The organism is Nitrospira sp. (assembly GCA_024998565.1).
GTDB lineage: Bacteria > Nitrospirota > Nitrospiria > Nitrospirales > Nitrospiraceae > Nitrospira_A.
This window is the reverse complement of record JACOEM010000002.1, coordinates 142,341-160,932: the sequence shown is the minus strand read 5'-3', so window position 1 is coordinate 160,932 and position 18,592 is coordinate 142,341. Positions and strand designations below refer to the sequence as shown.

Sequence of the window (18,592 nt, the reverse complement as noted above, 5' to 3'; positions counted from 1 at the left end):
TGGGGCTGTGTTACCTGTAATAGCCATACCGTTCCACAACATCAGACGGAGCAGCCTCCATGGCCGAAAACAGCGCGGTCTATGCCATCCGCTTTCCTGACGGTTCCGTGACTCTGTATATCGACGAAGAATATGCCATCGACCGGGGCGTCGACCCTGCCAAGCTGGTACGGGTGGAGATTCCTCGGGAATTGTTTGCCAGCGGCAGCATCCAGGAAATCCGTGAATATGTCGCGGTCTACCTTGAAAACAGCCATCAAGGCACGGCCTGAGCGAACCTTTTACGTCGCACGAGGGGCCACACTATGACCGCTTTGCTCACCCCAGAACTGATCGCCTCGACCATCGAGCAGGCCCCGATTCAGGGCCGCATCATGCTCAAGTTGTTGCTGTTGCAGCATTTTGACATTACGGAGGAGGAGATCATCCACATCGCAGCTGATCGACCCGATCCGCGTTGCGTCGCCGGCTCGAAACCGATTCACCAGGTTGTGAAACAGGATGCGCTACGTGATGTGACCAGCCGCCGTGATGAATATCGCCGCCGGGTCCGGTTGAGACGAGAACGGGTCTGGCTTCAGATGGAAGCCATGAAGCGCATGATGGCGCTCGCCGAGGGGTTGATTCGCGCCGGGTCGGACCTGTTGCTCACACAGTATAAGGTGGACGCTGCCGCTGTGACTGCCCTCAAACAAGAGGCCCGTGCGGCAGTTCCCAAGCCGGCGATCCGGCTTTTGAACCGTCGCTGGGATGAAGACGACATTTCAGCCGAAGCATACCAGGAAGCCCGGCTTGGCCTTGAAATCCAGACGCAACTGCGTTTGCTAGAAAAGTACCGGAAACGGTTCGAACTCTCGGAACGGGAATGGAAATCGCTGAATGCCGCGCCCTTGCAGGATCACGAAATCGGGCATATCTGGGGCATTCCTGCCGGAAGTCTCGCCGCGAGGAAGGTCAAACATCTCCACCAGTACCTTCAGGCCGTTCAAACATCTCTCCAACGGTCGTCGGCAAAGGATCTTCCTGCAACTGCGCCGCTTGACATCTGGAAAGAAACCCTCGCCGTCCTGGGGGAACGACCGGTGGAGCGGTCCATTGCCCAGTATGACGGATTGGAGCGAACCGAAGACGCGCTCGTGGAGAAGCTTCGAACCTTCGCGTGGGGCACCCTGGGGGAGGACCTCGAAGGAAAATTCTGGCTGTCACTCGTTCATGGCGCCAGTTCGAATGCCGTCCATTCTGAGAATACCCGCTCGCTCTTCGGCCTGCAGCGCCTGATGGCGGTGCTGTCCGAAATCGATACCAGCCCGGACGCGCTCGAGCAGGAAATGGTGACCCGTACGACCCCGATCAGCAAAGAATCCTTGGCGCTGACCGATGAAGCCGCTCAACCGGTCGTCGAAGAAGTCGGGCAGATGAAACAACATGTGCTGACAAGCTTTATGGGTGAGTTGCACGACGATCTGCGGCGATAGTCGCGTGCTCTGGCAGCGCGCCGGCGCCTGCTTACGACGCTGGTTGCACATCGTCCCAGTTGTTCAGAAAAGTTTTTTCACGTCCTCCTTCTCAGCCTGGAGTGAATTTTGTATAATCCAACTATCATGCTGCCACGCAGAGACAGACGGTCTTTCCGACCTACCGCCATTGGCACCCTGTGTCTGCTCGGTACGTTGACGATGATGGCTTGGGCATTGCCGGTCGGTGTCCCATATGCCGCAGCCTTAGTCGAAGTCACAGAACTCCTGGCCCACCCGGATCACTATGATCATCAAGTCGTCACCGTCAGCGGGCGCGTAAGCAGTTTTCAGCTCGCCACCAATCGCGACGGTCACCCGGCATTCGGATTTCTCCTGCAGGACACCGCAGGAACGGTGAAAGTTGTGGGCCTTGGAAAAGCAGATGTGCGGGAAGGTGATTACGTGGTGGTGGAAGGGATATTCAGTCGTCTTCGTCAGGCCGGCCGCGCCATTGTGTATAACGAAATCAAAGCCACGTCGGTCCAGTCTATGGCCCGGATGAACCCGGACCTGGTCGGTTAAGTCTCTTTCTCGCTTCCTCGCGCTCCCTCCGTGACAAGCTGGCGCTCACCACGCTGAATATCCACCACTCTCACATCGAACCGCAACGTCCGTCCGGCAAGCGGGTGGTTGAGGTCAAGCACAATGACGTCCGGCCTGATCTCGGCGACATAAGGGAATACCACTCGGCCATCCGGAGCCGTCGTTTCCAACTTTATTCCGATCCGCTGCGCCTCCGCCGGAACACGTTCTCGCTGCACTTCAAAAAATCCCTCGGGGTGAATCTCTCCATAGGCATCGACCGGCTCAACGGTGATGACCTTGGCCGCTCCACGCTCCATTCCATCAAGCCCGGCTTCCAGTCCCTGCAAGATCTCATTCTGCCCATGGGTGTAGCTCAGCGGCGCCTCACCGACGGTTGTTTCGATCACGCGATCATCGTCCAGGCGGATGGTGTATTCGACTGAAACGAGATCGCCCCTAGATACGTTCATCAGTCAGCCTCCTTGACCGGAAATCGTCCTGTTCGGGAAACGGACCGCAATGCGTTGGAGACGGTATTGAGACGTACCCTATCACGACGGGATCGTGGGGTCATGGGAATAGCGGGAATGATGCTGGGGTCGGCAGTCGATCCGGATCTGCCCCCAGAGAGTAGGCGGTCCGGTGAGCCGTGATACGAGCCGTGAACTGAGAGGGAACAGCAAGAACCAGTCGTTACCAGTGACGGAACGGACCTGAATCGAGATGGACAAACTTGCCACGCGGATAATATCCCACCCCGCCGCAGCCGAGCCGTAGGGCCACCTCGCGCAAGGTCCGCAGCGGCACACCGGGAATCTGCACATCCACAGCCTGCCCCGACACGTGATAGCTGTGACGCGCCGCACGTGTGCCCATTCTGATGAGCTGCTCGTTATATTCGGGGGAGCGGTAACCGGAGACGATAAGCACTTCACGACGGCCGCCGACCCGCTTTTGAACAAGATTGATGAATTCGATGAGCTGCACGTCCATCGTGGTGGTTTCGTTCGTATGGTGGCAGCGCAGAAAATAATTGAGCGCGTTGAGCGCATCCTGATCGTACGCGCCGGCCTCGTCCCGGTAGGTCACCAACAACCGTTCATCGGTATGGAGGTTGTACAAACTCACCCGTCCATCAGGTAACCGTGACGCCCACGTCTCCGATGGCAAAGCCAGGCGAACCACAGCCAGCGCCATCCCGGCCGTCGCCGCGCGCAACAATCCGCGCCGGCTCAAGAGAGTTGGTGCATCGGAAACCATCGATTGCCCATGACTCGAAAACATACGTACCACTTCGCGCCTTCAAGACATTGCCGACAAGGCTGTGCCCATTGATTTCTTAACCCGTCATGCGTGAAACAACAATTCACGCATGACCATTGTCACAGGATGAAACACAAGCCGAGGTGAGGATCAGTGCCTCGGAGAACAGCAAGGTCAGCGGTGCTCGGAGACTGTTGTATGTACCAAATACCCGTACGATGGTCAACCGTTTTACACACCTGTGCGCTCGCTTGACCGGCGAGACTGACAGGGTTGTATCAACACGGCATACCAACCACGATCACAGTCAACCTGCCGCCACATCATCAATGCTCTGACAGCGAGGCGCGCGGGAACACCCCGAGCGTTCGCCGCGCATCAAGCGTCCGGTCCATCCCGTACTGGCGCAGCCGTCGATACAACGTCGAACGACTGATGCCTAACTCCTGAGCGGCTCGACTCAAGTTCCCCTGCGACAGCGTGAAGGCCTTCATGATCAGATCGGTCTCGATCCGCTGTTGATTCACCTTGAGCGAAATCGAGTTGCCGTCCGGTCGCGCCACCTCGTGCGGGATATCCAGATCCGCCGGAGTCACATGCGTGCCTTCCGCCATCACTATCGCACGACCGACTCTGTTCGACAATTCACGCACATTTCCCGGCCAGGCATAGGCACGCATCGCCTCCAGCGCTTCGCGGGTAAAACCTTCCAGATGTTTATCATAGTGCGCTGCCGCCTGACGCAGGAACGCCATGGCCATCAGCGAAACATCCTCACCGCGCTCCCGAAGTGGAGGCACATTGATATGGACCACCCCGAGCCGATAATAGAGGTCCTCGCGGAACGTTCCTTTTTCAATGGCCTCCTTCAGGTTCACATTCGTCGCGGCGATGATTCGAACGTTCATTTCTATCGGCTGATGCCCGCCCACCCGCTCAAACGTGTGGTCCTGGAGAAAGCGCAATAACTTCACCTGCAAGGCATTCGGGAGTTCGCCCACTTCGTCGAGGAAGAGCGTCCCCCCTTGAGCGAATTCAACCTTGCCCTTCTTTTGGCTCACCGCTCCCGTAAAGGCTCCACGCTCGTACCCAAAAAGTTCCGACTCCAGCAAACTTTCCGGAATCGCCCCGCAGTTGATGGGAATGAACGGTCCCTGATGCCGTAACCCTCTCTCGTGAATCGCGCGCGCCGTCAGCTCCTTACCGGTGCCGCTCTCCCCGGTGATCAGGATCGGCGCATCGTTGGTGGAAACCTTTCGTATCGCATCGAAGATACGGTGAATGCTGGCGCTGGTGCCGAGCATGCCGCTGAATTCTTCAGGGCCTCCTCCAACCATGACACCCCGGGCCTCCCGCTCCAGATCAGCCACTCCTGCGGCCCGCCGGATGAGTTGTGTCAGGAGAGTGATATCCAGCGGTTTCGACAACACATCGTATGCTCCAGACTGAATCGCGCGGACGGCGAGACGGCGCTCCGTCTGTTCCGTGCAGGCGATGACCTTCCCGGCATGGCCGGTTTGCCGCACTTCCTGCAGAACCCGCACGCGGTCCTCGACAGCGGGATCGGAGGAGGATCCTAAATCCAGCAGCATGACCAACGGGGCCTGTTCGTGAATCTGAACCACCGCCGTCCGATCCCATGCGGCCACGAACACCTCACACTCGCTCTCGATCGAGCTGCGCACGGCGGCAACGACCGCCTGATCATCTGTGAGAACTAATACCTTAGGTTTCGCCACGATTCGGCTCCTTTCAGCTGGTGAGACACTGGCACGATGGACGGCTGACCATCGTCGCACTGTCTATGCTAGGCGGTGTCTGAGCAAGTCAGGCGTGGAGGCGTACTACGCGAGCGGGGACGGCGGATCCAGCGAATCGCACATAAAGACATCAGCGCCGAACGCCTTGGTCAGATCAGGCGCCACCCCGTCTCGGGCAGCGGTTGATTGATCCACCATCGCAATAATCGGCACCTGCGGGCAGGTCATCTTGAGTCTGGGAACAGTACTGTACAGCGGCGTCGGTGCAGACGACAATCTCACCACAATCACATCCGGACGAAGCTCCTTCAGGTTGCGCTCCAGATGATGGACTGCCGACGTCATGGTGGCTTGGTACCCGTGCAGGGCAAACCAATCGGCGCACTTGTAACCGGTCGTGACGTCTTCGTACACCACAGCGACCGTGGGTCGCTTCACGGATCGCTGTCCGGTTCTGCCGGTCGGTTGCTCCATCAGTTCACCCGCGTCTGGATGGCTTAGATTGTGGTTTGAACGTCTGCGAGTTGCGTCAGTCGGCGTTCCATTTGAGGGCCCCACCAGGCGAGGTCTTGCAACATCGCGGCTTCGACGGCAGTCAACCGGGTGAGGATGCCGGGCCAACCCGGGCGAAAGGCCCCGGTTCGGCGATCGATACCGGAACGCTCTGCCGATCCCTGTCCCTGTGCGGCCTCAAAGACCGCGAGCAATGTCGTCGTAGTGGAGATCCACGGCTTCTGCATGAAGATGAGGATAGGCCCGGGGAGAGGAGGATGCTATCGGCAGAGGTGCCATTTCTGTGTCACAAATAGACAGTGAGTCACCGTCGTGGTTGCAACGACATGGGCCAGGAGAGGAACTCCATTCTTGGCACTTTATACGACCAACCCATGTTGCAACGCATAGCGCGTCAACTCGGCATTATTCTTCAAATTCATTTTATCCAAAATTCTCGCTCGATACGTACTGATTGTCGTCACGCTCAGATGAATGCTTTCGGCAATGTCACTGACGGTTTGTCCCGAGGCAATCAGACACAGCACTTCGTACTCCCGGTCCGACAACCGTTCATGGGCCAACTTGTCGACCCCGGTCCTGACCGTCAAGGCCAAGGCCTCACCCACCGAAGCACTGACATACTGCCCGCCTGCCATGACTTTTTTCGCCGCATGGACAAGCTCTTCCGGCGCACTCGCCTTCGTGAGATACCCTGCCGCGCCGGCCTTAAACATACGAATGGCATACTGGTCTTCCGGGTGCATGCTCAAAATCAAGACCGGCAACGTCGGCGCCAGTTGCTTCAGTTCCTTTAACACTTCCGGTCCGCTCCGCCCCGGCATACTGATGTCCATGACGACGAGGTCATACGGCTGCTCGCGAACTTGATCCAGCATCTCCTGCGCATTTCCACACTCGGCCATGCTGGCGCCCTCGAATCCTTCTTCCAGAATATCCTTCACGCCGCGACGAAACGACGGGTGATCATCGACGACGAGTATCCGCACGGTCCCTGTTGTTCGCATAGTGCCCTCCATCATGTCCTGTTCCTCCATCTTACCGAGGCAGCTGCAGCGCGATCGTCGTCCCGCTGCCCTCCTTCGTCTCGATCTGTACATCCCCGCCGAGCAGTCCAGCGCGCTCCCGCATCCCCAGCAGGCCGAACGATCGGGCATCCGTAAGGCGATCCGATGGAATGCCGCGCCCGTTGTCGCTGACCTGCAACAGCAACCCTTCGCCCTGATCTTCCAAGCGCACGTGCACCTCGGTGGCCTGAGCATGACGGGTCACGTTGGTCAACGCCTCCTGGCAAATCCGAAAAACCGCGGTGGCATGCGCCGGGTCCACCCGCAAATCTTCATGACTCACGGTGCAGTGACAGGCAACGCCGGTGCGGCGTTGAAAATCGCGGCACTGCCATTCGATGGCGGCGACCAAACCAAGATCATCGAGCACGCCGGGGCGCAACTCCGCCACGATACGTTGCACGGAGGTGATGGTACTATCCACCTGCTCCTTCATGCCTCGAATTTTTTCATCGACCTTGGCTCGATCCCGGGGAACCAACCGCTCTCCCAGCAACCCACCCAGACGGGACAGATCGATCTTCAGACAGGTCAGGCCGACGCCCAATTCGTCATGGAGCTCACGCGCGATTCGTCCGCGTTCCTCTTCGCGAATTCCCTCCATCCGCCCCGACAATGTGCGCAGGCGACGCAACGAGTCCTGCAACTGCGCCTCAGCCCGTTTCCGGTCCGTCGTGTCTTTGAACACGACCACCGCCCCGACAATGTCCCCACGCTCGCGAATCGGCGTGCTCACATACTCAACGGGAAAGCTGGTGCCGTCTTTTCTCCAGAATCGGCTGTCTGCCTCTTCGCGAATCTCGCCCCCCTGAATGGTCTCCACGATGGGACTGGGACGTTCACCGGAAGGTCCCTCATGCCAGTCGGGACGATGGACCAAGACAGAAAACGGTTGGCCGATCAATGCCTCCGCCTCCCAATCGAACATTTTCGCCGCCGCCGGATTGACGAACGTCAGCCGCCCGTCCCGATCGATCCCGTAGATGCCCTCCCCGGCTGAATTGAGTACGACTTGATTGTGATGATGCAGGCGATCCAGTTCCTCTTCCGCCGATCGCCGCTCACTGATATCGCGCATAATGATCGTAAAAAAGAGATCCGATTTCCCCTTCCAGGAGGTCACACTCAGCTCAAGAGGAAATTCGCCGCCGTCTTTCCGACGGCCGTGGAGCTCCAGCGTCCTGCTCGTCAGCTGCACCCGTTCAAACAATCGAACCCGCTGAACATTCCGTTCCAACTCCTCATGGTACCGCTCGGGAATGATCGTCGTCACGGGCTGACCGATGATTTCCTCGGCCGAATAACCGAAGGTCGCTTCGGCGCCCTTGTTCCAGAACGCAACTTTCATGAGCGCATTGACCAGCACGATGGCGTCTTTCGTCGACTGCACGATGGAGCGCAACCGCTCCTCGCTGACCCGGAGCGCATCCTCGATCCGGCGACGTTCGGTCACATCACGAATAATGCCTAAGACCCCTATGACACGACCCTGTCGCATTTGCGGGGTCCCGACAAACTCTCCGGTGACGTACCCGCCCTGCTTCGTGCTGATCTGCATCGAGCAGGTCAGCGGCGCCCCGCGTTCAAGAATCGCCTGCAAGACATCCTGACAGAACCCCGCGTCATCGGGATGCAGCAGAGCCACGAGCGGCTCCCCCATCCATTGCGAACGCGACCAGTTGGTCACCGTCTCAAAAGCCGGATTGAGCGAAGTAATCGTCATGTCCGCCGAGAGCGTGAAAATGATATCGCGCGCCCCCTCCACCAAACTCCGGAATCGATATTCCGATTCAAACAAGGCATCCTGCGCGCGCTTGAGCCACGTAATGTCGTGAAACACCATCACGGTCCCGGAGAGCACACCGGCCTCATCTTTGATCGGCCTGGCATTGATACTGATCCACCGGCCCGGCATACCCTGCGAGGCCCGCAGATAGACTTCGAGCCAGTCGATTTTTTCGCCTCGCAGCGCGCGCGCGAGCGGCCACTCCTCCTGCCCGAACGGCGTCACCGTGTCCGCATGCAAAAACTCATACCGCTCGGCCCATGCCGTCAGAGGAACGTGCACGGGAGAAAATCCAAGGATACTTTCCACCGCCGGATTGGCAACGACCAGCCGCCCTTCGGCATCGGTCACCACCACCCCGTCGCCCATACTTCGCAAGACGGAGTTCACGATCCTGGTTTGCTCATTCAACGCCTGTTCGGATCGCTCAAGCGCATCGGCGCGCTCTCGGAGGGCCTGTTTCGCCTGGGCGATTCCCGCCGATTGCGTCCGGACCGCATTTTCATAGACCCGCAGCAATTGTTCGGCCGCAGCCAACCGGGACTGATGCCGAAGGCCGACCTCCTGCTCCGTTGCGCCGGCCACCGGAGCCGACGACGAATGCGCATCGACACCGGCCTCCGAAGGAACGACCTCGTCACAAGCCAGCAACGAGGTTTTCAGGCTGAGAGCGAGCGACTTGCACAGGGCTGCCGTGTCACGGGGCACCGGTGTCCTGGAGAAGAGAATCACGGCGAAGAGATCCCGGGACGGTAACATCCCGCCGAAACACAATACCGATTTTACCCCGTACTTCAGCACGAACCCTTCCTGCACCGGTACGTAGGGGCTCCCCACCGCATCCGGCACATAAAACACGTTGTACGTCTTCTCCTCCAGATCCACCAACCACTCCCCCTCCGGAGCCACTTCAACACTGGAGGAAAGACCGAACTGGTGCAGGAGTTGGGAAAACATCGGAAACTGTTTGACGAAATCGGCGCTGACCATCGGAATCGATCGGTAGCGATGGGAACGCTCGACGTGATTCCACTCCGCCTCCTCACCGGCCGTGGCCATGAGCGTGAGACATTTGAGGTCGGGGGACGGAGCGATGCCCCCGAGCTGTTCCCGAACCCTCTGCTGGGTCATCGGATTCAACCGGTTGTAGGAAACGGTCTTGAAGCAGCGAACCAGGACACAGTCGCGAGCGCCTGTGTCGGGATTGCCGAGGGTGCGGAACAGATAGTCCACCGCTCGCGATGCGGCATCCTGGAGCGAACTCGATTGCTCGCCAAGCTGACGCAACACGGCAGAGCATTCGGTCATTTCCAACAGGGAAAAGCGAGCCAGACTATACACAGGCGGGCCCTCGGGTGAACGATGGGGGAATACGGATCAACGCGCCACTGGTTGACGTTCGTCCGGAGACACCGACTCGTGAGGGAAGGCGCGTCTCTGCAGAACACTGCTTTGCAAGGCGAGGCACAGAGCCACTCTCGTGGCGAGTCTAGTAAAGGGGACCGGCCATGTCAAGGCAGACGGGCGGGCTCAGGCTGCTCCGGAACGCTCGTGCCGTTTCAAGCGATCGCATCTCACAGCCGTCTCACTCGCGGACCATTGCGGCTAACGGGAGGACGGCCCCTGGGAGAGCGCTTGAGACAACAATGCCACGTCCGATGGATACGTCAGACGACCCAGTGCGACTTCGCGATCGACCCACTGCACCTCTTCGACCTCCCCGTCTGGCACTCCCATCTCCTCGAGCGCCGACATCTTGAACCACACGACCGTCTTGCGAAACCGCCGCCCCTCCCGCTGAAACCAATATTCGGTCGTGGAGAGGTCCGCCTCGATCCGGCAGCACCACCCGGTTTCTTCCAACACCTCGCGCAACGCGGCCTGCGCAGGCGTTTCCCCGGCGTCGAGCCGGCCCTTGGGGAACGACCAGACGGGACGCCCCTTCATATCGGACACCCGGATCAGCAACACATCCCGTTGCCGGAACACGACGCCTCCTGCTGATCGCACCAACCCCGCTTCAGGCATAACCCGTTCTTTCCCCCGCCGCACTCAACACTCCGTCTGACTTACCCCATCTAGCCCCGGTGGGGCAATCCTAGAAACCAGGCCAACAGGCGATCTTGAGCACGATCGGGCAGGATCCATTTCAGCATGGCTCTGAGTCGCGCATCCTTGCCGACCAGATAACGCGCACGCGGTCGCGCGACGGTCAATGCCTCGGCCACCACACGTGCCACCACCTCTGGCGGGATCGCGCGCGCGGCGGCCGCGGCCATGACCTCCTGCATGCGGGACAACGGCTGAGCATACAAAGCCAGTGCCTCCGGTTGGACACTGCCGAGTGTGCGCGTAGCCGACATCGTGGCCCGTTGCCATATTTGAGACCGGATCGCACCCGGCTCGACCAGCGACACCGAGATGCCCCACGGCGCCAATTCGAGCCGTAACGCATCACTCATCGCCTCCAACGCAAACTTCGAGCTGCAGTAGGCGCCGAGAAACGGCGTGGCCGCAAGGCCGGCGATCGAACTGATGTTGACGATCCGCCCGCGCGCCAGCCGCAGCAATGGGAGCAGCGCTTGGGTCACCGCAAGGACGCCGATCACATTCACTTCAAACTGAGTTCGCACCTCTGAGAGAGGCAGGAGTTCCAACGGGCCGGCGACGGAGATACCGGCATTGTTCACGAGGCCTCCCAATCCCGTGTCACGCGTAGCCTCGGCCAACATCGTGCGGGCCGCCTCGATCGACGCCGGATCGGTCACGTCCAACAGCAACACACGGAGACGTGAGGAGGCCGGGCGTGTCAGCGCCTCCCCGTCCTGCGCGTTGCGAACACAGGCCCACACGGTAAAACCCAACGCATCGAGATACCGCGCGCACGCCGCACCAATTCCGGAGGACGCTCCGGTGATCACAATCGGTCCCTGCACGGCCATACGTTCTGGTCTCCACGCAACACTGACTGCCATACATGCCCGGGCAAGCGGATGAGCAAGACGCAAGAATATCACGCGCCTGAGGCAAGAGGCATCATGGGGTCCGGACGATCCGCCACCTCACGCATTTCAGTAGGTAATTCCAGAAATCAAAAAAAGAGATGAGTGTTTTCGGACATTTACCCCACTCATTCGTTCACGCTCTCACAGCACACAATGACGAGCGCAGGCCGATTTGACAATCGTGCATCCTCATCTAGACTTAATTCATGCGCGCGCGAACAACATGCCCCAGAAGCGGCACATTTTCAGGCATGGTTGCGGGAGTCGTCTTCTCCCTCACGGCCCTGCTTTCATTGTTCCCCTCTACCGCCTCTGCAAGCCGAACCCTCATAGTCCCCATCTCCATCGCCACCTACACCGACGACCAAGTCGGCTTCCCGACTTTTGTGATGAAATGGGACGAAGGAGCCCAGCCGGATCCCTTGTCGTTGCGATGGGGGCGGAGTCAGGTTCCCGTCAGAGGGACCGGGATGAGTTCCATTCAGCGGGCCTTTCGCTTTGCCGTCGAACGCCTTGCTCCCTCCGTCCGGCCGACCGGAACCTTGTCCCTCTATGCGACATTTTCTGGGCCATTGAACGCGGAGGGCGCGACTGCAGAAGCCGCCTTGGCCATCGGTTTTCTCGCCTTGCTGAAAGGTGACCACCTGAAACAGGATATTACGATCACCGGCACGCTGGAAGGTGACGGCCGGATCGGACAGGTCGCGCAGGTAGCTGAAAAAACAACGGCAGCGGCGAGGGCGGGCTACCACGTGCTGCTGGTACCGCGAGGGCAGTTTTATGCCCCGCGAGTCAACCGGGTCAGCCTGAATCTCGAATCAAATGTCCTGGTACGTGAAGTGGAGACGATCGAGGAAGCCTACGAAATCATGACCGGGAGAAAGCTCTAGCCTATCTCCCTCCTACAGGGCCGTGCACACTTTCCAGCAAGATTCGACTGACACCTGAATTCGCCACAATAAAAGAGCCATCGATACAGGATCGATGGCTCTTGATCATTCGCGCACCAGGAGCTTGAATCCTACCCGCTCACATCCAATTGTTGATCAAAAGGAATGCGGCCCAGAAACTGGGGTGCGTATGGCCACGCTGGGAAAGGATCTTTTGCTGGGCCCGTTGCAAGGCGACGGCCTTTGACAGCGCGGGATCCTGCAATTGCCTGTAGAATTCAGATACAAGGTCCGTGGTCGTTTCATCATCCGAGGTCCACAAACTCGCCAACGCCGTCCGTGCCCCTGTCTTGACGGCCACCCCGCTCAACCCGAGCGCTGCACGATCGTCCTCGGCAGCAATCTCGCAGGAACTGAGCGTCAACAGATCCAATGGCTGCTGCCGATACTGCTGAAGCCCCACCAGCTGCGACAACCGGTCCATCGTGATCTTGCCGTCATGGGCCAGCACGAACGAATCTCTCGCCTCGGTGCCGACGACCGTGTGCGACGCCACATGAACGATCCCCACTCCCTGGTCCTTGATCTCTTCCTCCAGAGACGGTGCAGAGAACTGCTTGTTCATCAGCAGCTTTCCGCCATACAGCGTTCTGATGGCTTGGACTTCGGTCTCCGCATATCGCGGAGCAGACAGGCCCTCGACCGATTCAGTCAGGCCGACCGACAACAGACTGCCTTTGCGGCGCTGGGCGGCGCTCAAATCGGTCAACGCAAGACTCGGCGTGACGGCCACGGCAAGCGAATCGACGAGAAAATGTCGTCCATCGTGCAAGGCCCCCATCGGAATGGTCCGGAGCGACCCCTCGGCCACCATCACGAGCGTATGAATCCCGGCCCCCTGCAAATCCTGCTGAAGAGGCGCAACGAGCCACCCATGCAACGTCTGCGCAGAAGACATGTAGTTCTGCGATTGGGAATCCTGGATCAACCGTCTGAACGAACGAATTTCTTTTGTCAGCTTCTCTCCCGTCACAGGAACCCTGACCTGCTTCAGCCCATTGGCCGTTTCCAGGAGCAGTTCGAGCCGGTCCGGGAAAGAAATCGGATATACCACCGCCGTGCCGGGCGCCAGCGCGCCGGCGCCTCGATGACTCGCGACCGTCGTCACACAATCGTCCTGGAAATAGTCCTGCAGCTCGGCCGCATGGGAGACCTCAACCGTATCCTTCACCTGAACCAGCAGCTGTTCATTCTGGTCGGGCGTCTTCGCCGCCGCCGCTCTCCGCAACAAGACATCCTCATACTCCACAAACAGCGGCGCAACAGACTCGTAGTACGAGTGGTGCCGCCCCTGATATCCCACGGAATATTCGTAGTGAATCGGCTTCAGCAGCGCCACGGCACGCTGATACGCGGCCAGGGCTTCCTCTTCTTTGCCGTCCGCACGCAACAGCCTCGCCGTCTGCCATTGCCAACGGTACAGCGACTCCGGCGCGTTCACTTTTTGAGCAGCGAAGGTGGCCTTCCGTGAATATTCCAACGCCTCGGGATTGCGGTGTTCCCGCTCCAGTAAGCCACCCAGATAACCCCAGGCGTACGATTGTCCGCGCGCATCTCCGGTGCGCCCGGCCACTTCGCCGGCCGCGGTAAAGGCATCGGACGACTGCCGTAACAGGCCGGCTCCCGGCCCGGCGGAAGCCACGGCCTCCGTCGCGCGGCCTTTCACCGCATCCGATTTTCTGGCCACGCCGGATTTCGCAGCCGTGGCGGCAGACAACTCCTGATACCCAAGACCGATGTTCAACAGACCGGCCGTCTTCGCCTGACCATCCCCCAGCGACCGCACATCCGACCAGGCTTGATCCAAATGACGATGCGCTTCACTAAGTTGTTGGTTCTGGAGCAAAGCCATCGCGCCGTTGATTTGGGCCGTTGCCGCCAGTGCCGGCTGCTTGGTCTCGATGGCAAGGCTCCGGCTTTCCGCATAGACGTCGATCGCTTCGGCAAACTGCCGACGAGCCGTCAGAGCATTACCCAGATCGTTCAGGACCCCGGCAACCAACAGAGGCTTGTTCTCCTCACGTGCCAGCGTCAAGGCTCGGGTCAAATGTTCGGTGGCAGGTTCGTCCTTCCCGAGCACGTGGAAGGTGTTGCCGAGCTGAGCGAGAATCGTTGCCGTGAGGCCGCGTTCGCCGGTCTGTTCCGAGAGTTTGAGCGCGGCTTGCAACGTGCTTTGCGCGCGACGGATCTGCCCTTCCTGCTGAAGCGCATGCGCGAGGTTGATCAACGCCTGGCACTGCTCTTTTGCCTGCCCACTCTCTTCATACCCGCGCGCAGCATTCATCCAGTGCGCGGCGGCCTGGGCAAACGCACCCTGCTGAAACTGTGTCGTCCCCTGTCTCATTTCTTGCGAAGGCGAGATCGACGACGCACCCGAACCGCCAAATAATTCCATCGCGATCCCGCTCACAGGCCAGGCCAATCCGCTCAACGCAAGCACCCCGACGCCCAGCATCGTCAACGGCGAGGAAAGCGCGCGCGTGGCGGAGGGACCAGCGGATCCATGCCCCCGCTTCATGCCGCGCCGAGTGACCATGTTACGCTTCGTAGGCATGACGTCCTCCTTGGGGAGCTAGCACCCCTGCCATGATTCCATAAGTTGTGCCGTCGACTGACCCGGTCTCTGTGCTGTTTGTGTCGCCGGAGCGCCCGGCTCGCCTTCGCTGCCGACCTCCTCCAGCACCACAGGCGCCGCCAGGGATCCGCCTGGTTGCGACGGCGTGACGTCGCGCGAGGCTTGAACAAGGCTGCTGAATGCGCCGTCCTTCCGTGCTGCGCAGCGGCTGGTCAACAGCGGGGCCGGTGGGGCCGGCGCATCCTGAGGGAGCAGCACCGCGGCGCGATTCAAGAACGCCACCGGCTCGACGGGATTAGCCGTATTCACACTTGCCGCATTCGCTGTAGGAAGAGGCGGTAGTCCGCCAAGATTCACACCCACGACCTGGATTTGCGTCACACGTTGATTGAACGGATTCGTCGTCGTGTTGACCTGGGCCCCTGTCGGCACGCTCACATTCGGGGTCACATCGATGGAGGCAGGAATCACTCCTCCGCCACCCGCGACAATCAGAGTCCCAGGCAGGGCTTGGACCTGCCCGTTTCCTGACGCGCCGGAAAAAGGATTGCCGACAAACGGCTGGACACTCATCTCGCCGGCCGAGCTCGTACTGCCGAGAATGACTCGCTGCGCGCTGATTTTTGATCCATTGATCTGAATCCCGCCCCCCATCAAGCCGAGTACGGCCCCGGTCTGGAGCACCGTCGAGGATGAAGATAGGACGATCGAACCGTAAGGGCCCTGCCCAAAAAACCCGAAGGAAACAGGTGAACCGACAGACAACGTCGAATCGAACGCCAGGAGACCGGTATTGGCCGTGAAGATTCCGCCATCACTCAGGCGCAATTGCTGAGCCGTGCTGAAATAGGCGGATCCGGACACGTTCAGTGAAGCGCTGGGGCCGAACACGATCCCGGAAGGATTGATGAAGAACAGATTCGCATTGAGCGCCTGAACCGTGCCATTAATGTTGGATGGCGATCCCCCGATCACTCGGCTGATGACGTTCGACACGCCACCGGGATTCACGAATGCCGCCACATCCCCCGTGCCGACGGAGAATTGATTGAAGCTGTGAAAGAGGTTCGGACCGCTTCCCGGTCTGGTCCCGCCGGTAATGTTCGTGGTATTGCCCGAGGTGCTCAGGGAGGTCCCAAGACCGCCTGGTCCGGAGGGAGTCGCGACGATGTTCGTGGCCTGTCCGTAGGCGATCGACCCCGTATGGCCCAGAAACATCAGGAAGGCGAGTAACCCATGAATGAATAGCGGCAGACCTGCGGGGCGACACGTCATGGTAATTCTCCTCGTGTGATAAGAGAGGAAGGCCTCCTCTCTTACCCTAAACGGTGCACAACTTCAACAAGCATAACCCCTTACTCCGTGAGACGACACATGTAGGACACCATCCATCGGCCCTGGCCATTCGCCCCTAGAACGCCTCGACCACCAGCTGCAGATGAATGCCGTGATCCTGCAGGTTGTTGCGGTCGGTATCGTACCGCTTCAACTGTTTTCCATAGTAGAGTTCGAAATGACTCCCGCGCCAAAAATTCCAGATGACGCCGGCACCCAGACTCGCCAACGTTTTCGGGGGGGTACCGGGCGTCTGGGCCGTCGTTTGCCAGCCATGACCCAAATCGAAAAAGGGCGCAAGAAAGACGGAATCCACACCAGCCTTCGTCGTATACACCGGAACCCGCGCCTCAATCGACAACATAGCGGCATTGTCACGAATCAGCGTGAACTCCCGATAGCCACGCACGCTGTACCGGCCACCGACCGCAATCTGTTCGAGCGGGAACAGGTGATCGTTGGACAATTGCACCACGCCTCGACTCACCAATTGCGTCCGCCACAAGGGGAGCTGGCGGATCCACTGGGCTTCGCCCAACCAGGAGAAGAAACGCGCATCCGGCAGGTTCGGATCACCATTGGCGGTCGCCCCCATCGCGCCGACACCGACGGAGAAACGTGACAAGAGGGAGATCACCTGATCGGCAGAACGCCGGGCATATTCCTGACCGAAGCGGAGCGAGGTCACGCGGAACTTCCCGTTCGGCGACCCGGTGATGAGCTCGAACGGATTCCCGCCCAACGTACTTTCATTCCGGGCATGTTCGCCCGTGAGGGAAAAGGCCAGCTCCTGGTCGGCCGTCCGGATGACGGGATGTCTGACCGAGAGCCCGAAAATTTGAGCCTTGTTCTTGATATCCAACGCATCGAACGGCGATTCCTCAACCCCGAAATCGAACCGGCGATATTGCAGCGCGACGGTGGTGTCACGCGGGCCTACCGGAATTTCGTATTTAAAGTTGAGCATCGGATTCACCCCGGCCGACCGCCCGTATTGCAAACTCAGCGTATCGCCGAAGCCCAGCAGATTCTGATGAGCCAGCGTGATGAACCCTTGCTCCGCACCCACGACCGGGGACTGGTAGTTGTTGAACTCCAGCCAGGCCTTCAACGGGTTAGCTTCCTTCACTTTCACGTTCAGCGTATTCTCTCCCAGGGTCGCGCCCGGCAACAGTTCGGCGTTGATCCGTTCGATCCGGGGATTGGCTTGCATCACGCGCAACCGTTCCTGGAGTGCTTCGACATGCAGCGGAGGACCGGCTGCCAGATTGACCCGGCTCTGAAAATAGGAGGGCCGGAACCACTTGGTATCCTCGACGTTGACCTGCGTAATCTTTCCCTCGATGATCTGCATGGTCAGGACGCCGTCCGCGACATCCTGCTCCGGCACCACCGCACCGGACGTCAAATATCCATGGTTGACGTAGTAGTACGTGAGCGCCAGGCGCAACGATTCCAGGTCCTCCGCCGTAAGCTCGCGATTGGTATAGGGCGAGGTGACGTCAGAGAGCTGTTGCGAGGTGAAGGCGGTATTGCCGATCAGCCGGATGTCCTTCACCATGATCTTGGGCCCTTTGGCCGCCTGATCGAGTGCACTTGGCGGGCGGGGTGCCGGCACCTCAATAGCGGGAGGCTGCGCGGGAGGCGGGACGACAGGCAATTGAGGCAATTTCGGGGGCAACGGACCGAGTTGCGAGCCGGTCTGCGAATAGGCCGGCAATGCCAGCACCCCAAGCAATAGAAGAGCCGTCACACCCGCAAATGTGCGACGCCAGCTCCGAGGCGATCGACAGTGCTTCCGAGGATGGGATGAGCCACCCGACACAGCCCCACCCGCACCAGCCGACAGATTCACCCCTGCGTCCTGCCCCACCGACTTCTTCACGCCAGCCATCAAGGCCTCCCCTCTTTCTTGATGACGGGGCACAGCGTGGCTGTCCCCCTGCCCGCAACAATCCAGACCACCCTCATTGCCCCTGCATCCGCGCGATGTCTCTTGTTGCGCCCATGTGCCTCTCCTCGGGAGAACCGCGTCTGTGCGACAATGAGACAGTCGCGCGATACGTATCTCTTTGGAGAGTCTTACCTGCGAAGGAACTGCTTATAACATGTCTCGAATTAAAATACTCCTGCCTCGAAAAGTTTTTTCGTACTGGTGAAGTCGATCCTCATAAGGGAGATTCCTGAGGGGGCGGCGGAGAGAACGCCGGCGGGGGAGACCTGGCGTTCCAGGTCTGAACTCCCGCAGCCCACTATGAGTGAGCGCGTGGCTCGGCCTGCGACACGATACGGCCGT

Annotated in this window: 15 protein-coding genes and 1 pseudogene; 4 read left to right on the top strand and 12 right to left on the bottom strand. The window is 59.6% G+C overall.

Translation table 11 applies throughout. The features are described 5' to 3' along the window. Positions 1-59: 59 nt before the first annotated feature. The 3 genes from H8K11_04465 (at position 60) to H8K11_04455 (ending at position 2,039) form a co-directional block, all read left to right on the top strand. Positions 60-272: a hypothetical protein gene (locus H8K11_04465; GenBank protein MCS6262988.1), complete on the top strand. Its 213-nt coding sequence runs from the start codon at positions 60-62 to the stop codon at positions 270-272. Positions 273-305: 33 nt separating this feature from the next. Further along, positions 306-1,475 (top strand): hypothetical protein, encoded by a 1,170-nt coding sequence (locus H8K11_04460; GenBank protein MCS6262987.1) that lies wholly within the window; start codon positions 306-308, stop codon positions 1,473-1,475. A 201-nt stretch (positions 1,476-1,676) separates the two neighbouring features. Then, positions 1,677-2,039: a hypothetical protein gene (locus H8K11_04455; GenBank protein ID MCS6262986.1), complete on the top strand. Its 363-nt coding sequence runs from the start codon at positions 1,677-1,679 to the stop codon at positions 2,037-2,039. Here the strand turns inward: H8K11_04455 and H8K11_04450 are convergent. The 9 genes from H8K11_04450 to H8K11_04410 all read right to left on the bottom strand — a co-directional run bounded on the left by H8K11_04450 (position 2,036) and on the right by H8K11_04410 (position 11,373). After that, on the bottom strand, positions 2,036-2,512 hold the full coding sequence (locus H8K11_04450) for an FKBP-type peptidyl-prolyl cis-trans isomerase (GenBank protein ID MCS6262985.1): 477 nt from the start codon (positions 2,510-2,512) through the stop codon (positions 2,036-2,038). The genes H8K11_04455 and H8K11_04450 overlap by 4 nt on opposite strands. Before the next feature lie 223 nt (positions 2,513-2,735). Then, entirely contained in the window at positions 2,736-3,326 is a 591-nt protein-coding gene (locus H8K11_04445) for a DUF882 domain-containing protein (GenBank protein ID MCS6262984.1), read from the bottom strand. A 305-nt stretch (positions 3,327-3,631) separates the two neighbouring features. Beyond that, entirely contained in the window at positions 3,632-5,044 is a 1,413-nt protein-coding gene (locus tag H8K11_04440) for a sigma 54-interacting transcriptional regulator (protein ID MCS6262983.1), read from the bottom strand. Between the two features lie 105 nt (positions 5,045-5,149). Next, positions 5,150-5,503: a hypothetical protein gene (locus H8K11_04435; protein MCS6262982.1), complete on the bottom strand. Its 354-nt coding sequence runs from the start codon at positions 5,501-5,503 to the stop codon at positions 5,150-5,152. Positions 5,504-5,562: 59 nt separating this feature from the next. Next, complete coding sequence (locus tag H8K11_04430) at positions 5,563-5,805, bottom strand: hypothetical protein (GenBank protein ID MCS6262981.1); 243 nt, start codon at positions 5,803-5,805, stop codon at positions 5,563-5,565. Between the two features lie 132 nt (positions 5,806-5,937). Beyond that, entirely contained in the window at positions 5,938-6,585 is a 648-nt protein-coding gene (locus H8K11_04425; GenBank protein ID MCS6262980.1) for a response regulator transcription factor, read from the bottom strand. A gap of 31 nt (positions 6,586-6,616) precedes the next feature. Beyond that, positions 6,617-9,772 (bottom strand): PAS domain S-box protein, encoded by a 3,156-nt coding sequence (locus H8K11_04420; protein MCS6262979.1) that lies wholly within the window; start codon positions 9,770-9,772, stop codon positions 6,617-6,619. A gap of 264 nt (positions 9,773-10,036) precedes the next feature. Next, the gene (locus H8K11_04415; GenBank protein MCS6262978.1) at positions 10,037-10,459 is read right to left on the bottom strand and encodes an NUDIX hydrolase; all 423 of its coding nucleotides are present in this window, start codon (positions 10,457-10,459) and stop codon (positions 10,037-10,039) included. A gap of 50 nt (positions 10,460-10,509) precedes the next feature. Next, positions 10,510-11,373 (bottom strand): SDR family oxidoreductase, encoded by an 864-nt coding sequence (locus tag H8K11_04410; GenBank protein ID MCS6262977.1) that lies wholly within the window; start codon positions 11,371-11,373, stop codon positions 10,510-10,512. A 269-nt stretch (positions 11,374-11,642) separates the two neighbouring features. Between H8K11_04410 and H8K11_04405 the strand changes: the two genes are divergently transcribed. Then, positions 11,643-12,326, top strand: coding sequence for a hypothetical protein (locus H8K11_04405; GenBank protein ID MCS6262976.1), 684 nt, complete (start codon positions 11,643-11,645; stop codon positions 12,324-12,326). 139 nt (positions 12,327-12,465) lie between these two features. Here the strand turns inward: H8K11_04405 and H8K11_04400 are convergent, their stop codons facing one another. The 3 genes and pseudogenes from H8K11_04400 to H8K11_04390 all read right to left on the bottom strand — a co-directional run bounded on the left by H8K11_04400 (position 12,466) and on the right by H8K11_04390 (position 18,058). Then, positions 12,466-14,940 (bottom strand): CHAT domain-containing protein, encoded by a 2,475-nt coding sequence (locus H8K11_04400; GenBank protein MCS6262975.1) that lies wholly within the window; start codon positions 14,938-14,940, stop codon positions 12,466-12,468. Between the two features lie 18 nt (positions 14,941-14,958). Beyond that, positions 14,959-16,236: a filamentous hemagglutinin N-terminal domain-containing protein gene (locus tag H8K11_04395; GenBank protein MCS6262974.1), complete on the bottom strand. Its 1,278-nt coding sequence runs from the start codon at positions 16,234-16,236 to the stop codon at positions 14,959-14,961. Between the two features lie 136 nt (positions 16,237-16,372). Beyond that, positions 16,373-18,058: pseudogene (locus H8K11_04390) on the bottom strand (ShlB/FhaC/HecB family hemolysin secretion/activation protein). Positions 18,059-18,592: the final 534 nt, after the last annotated feature.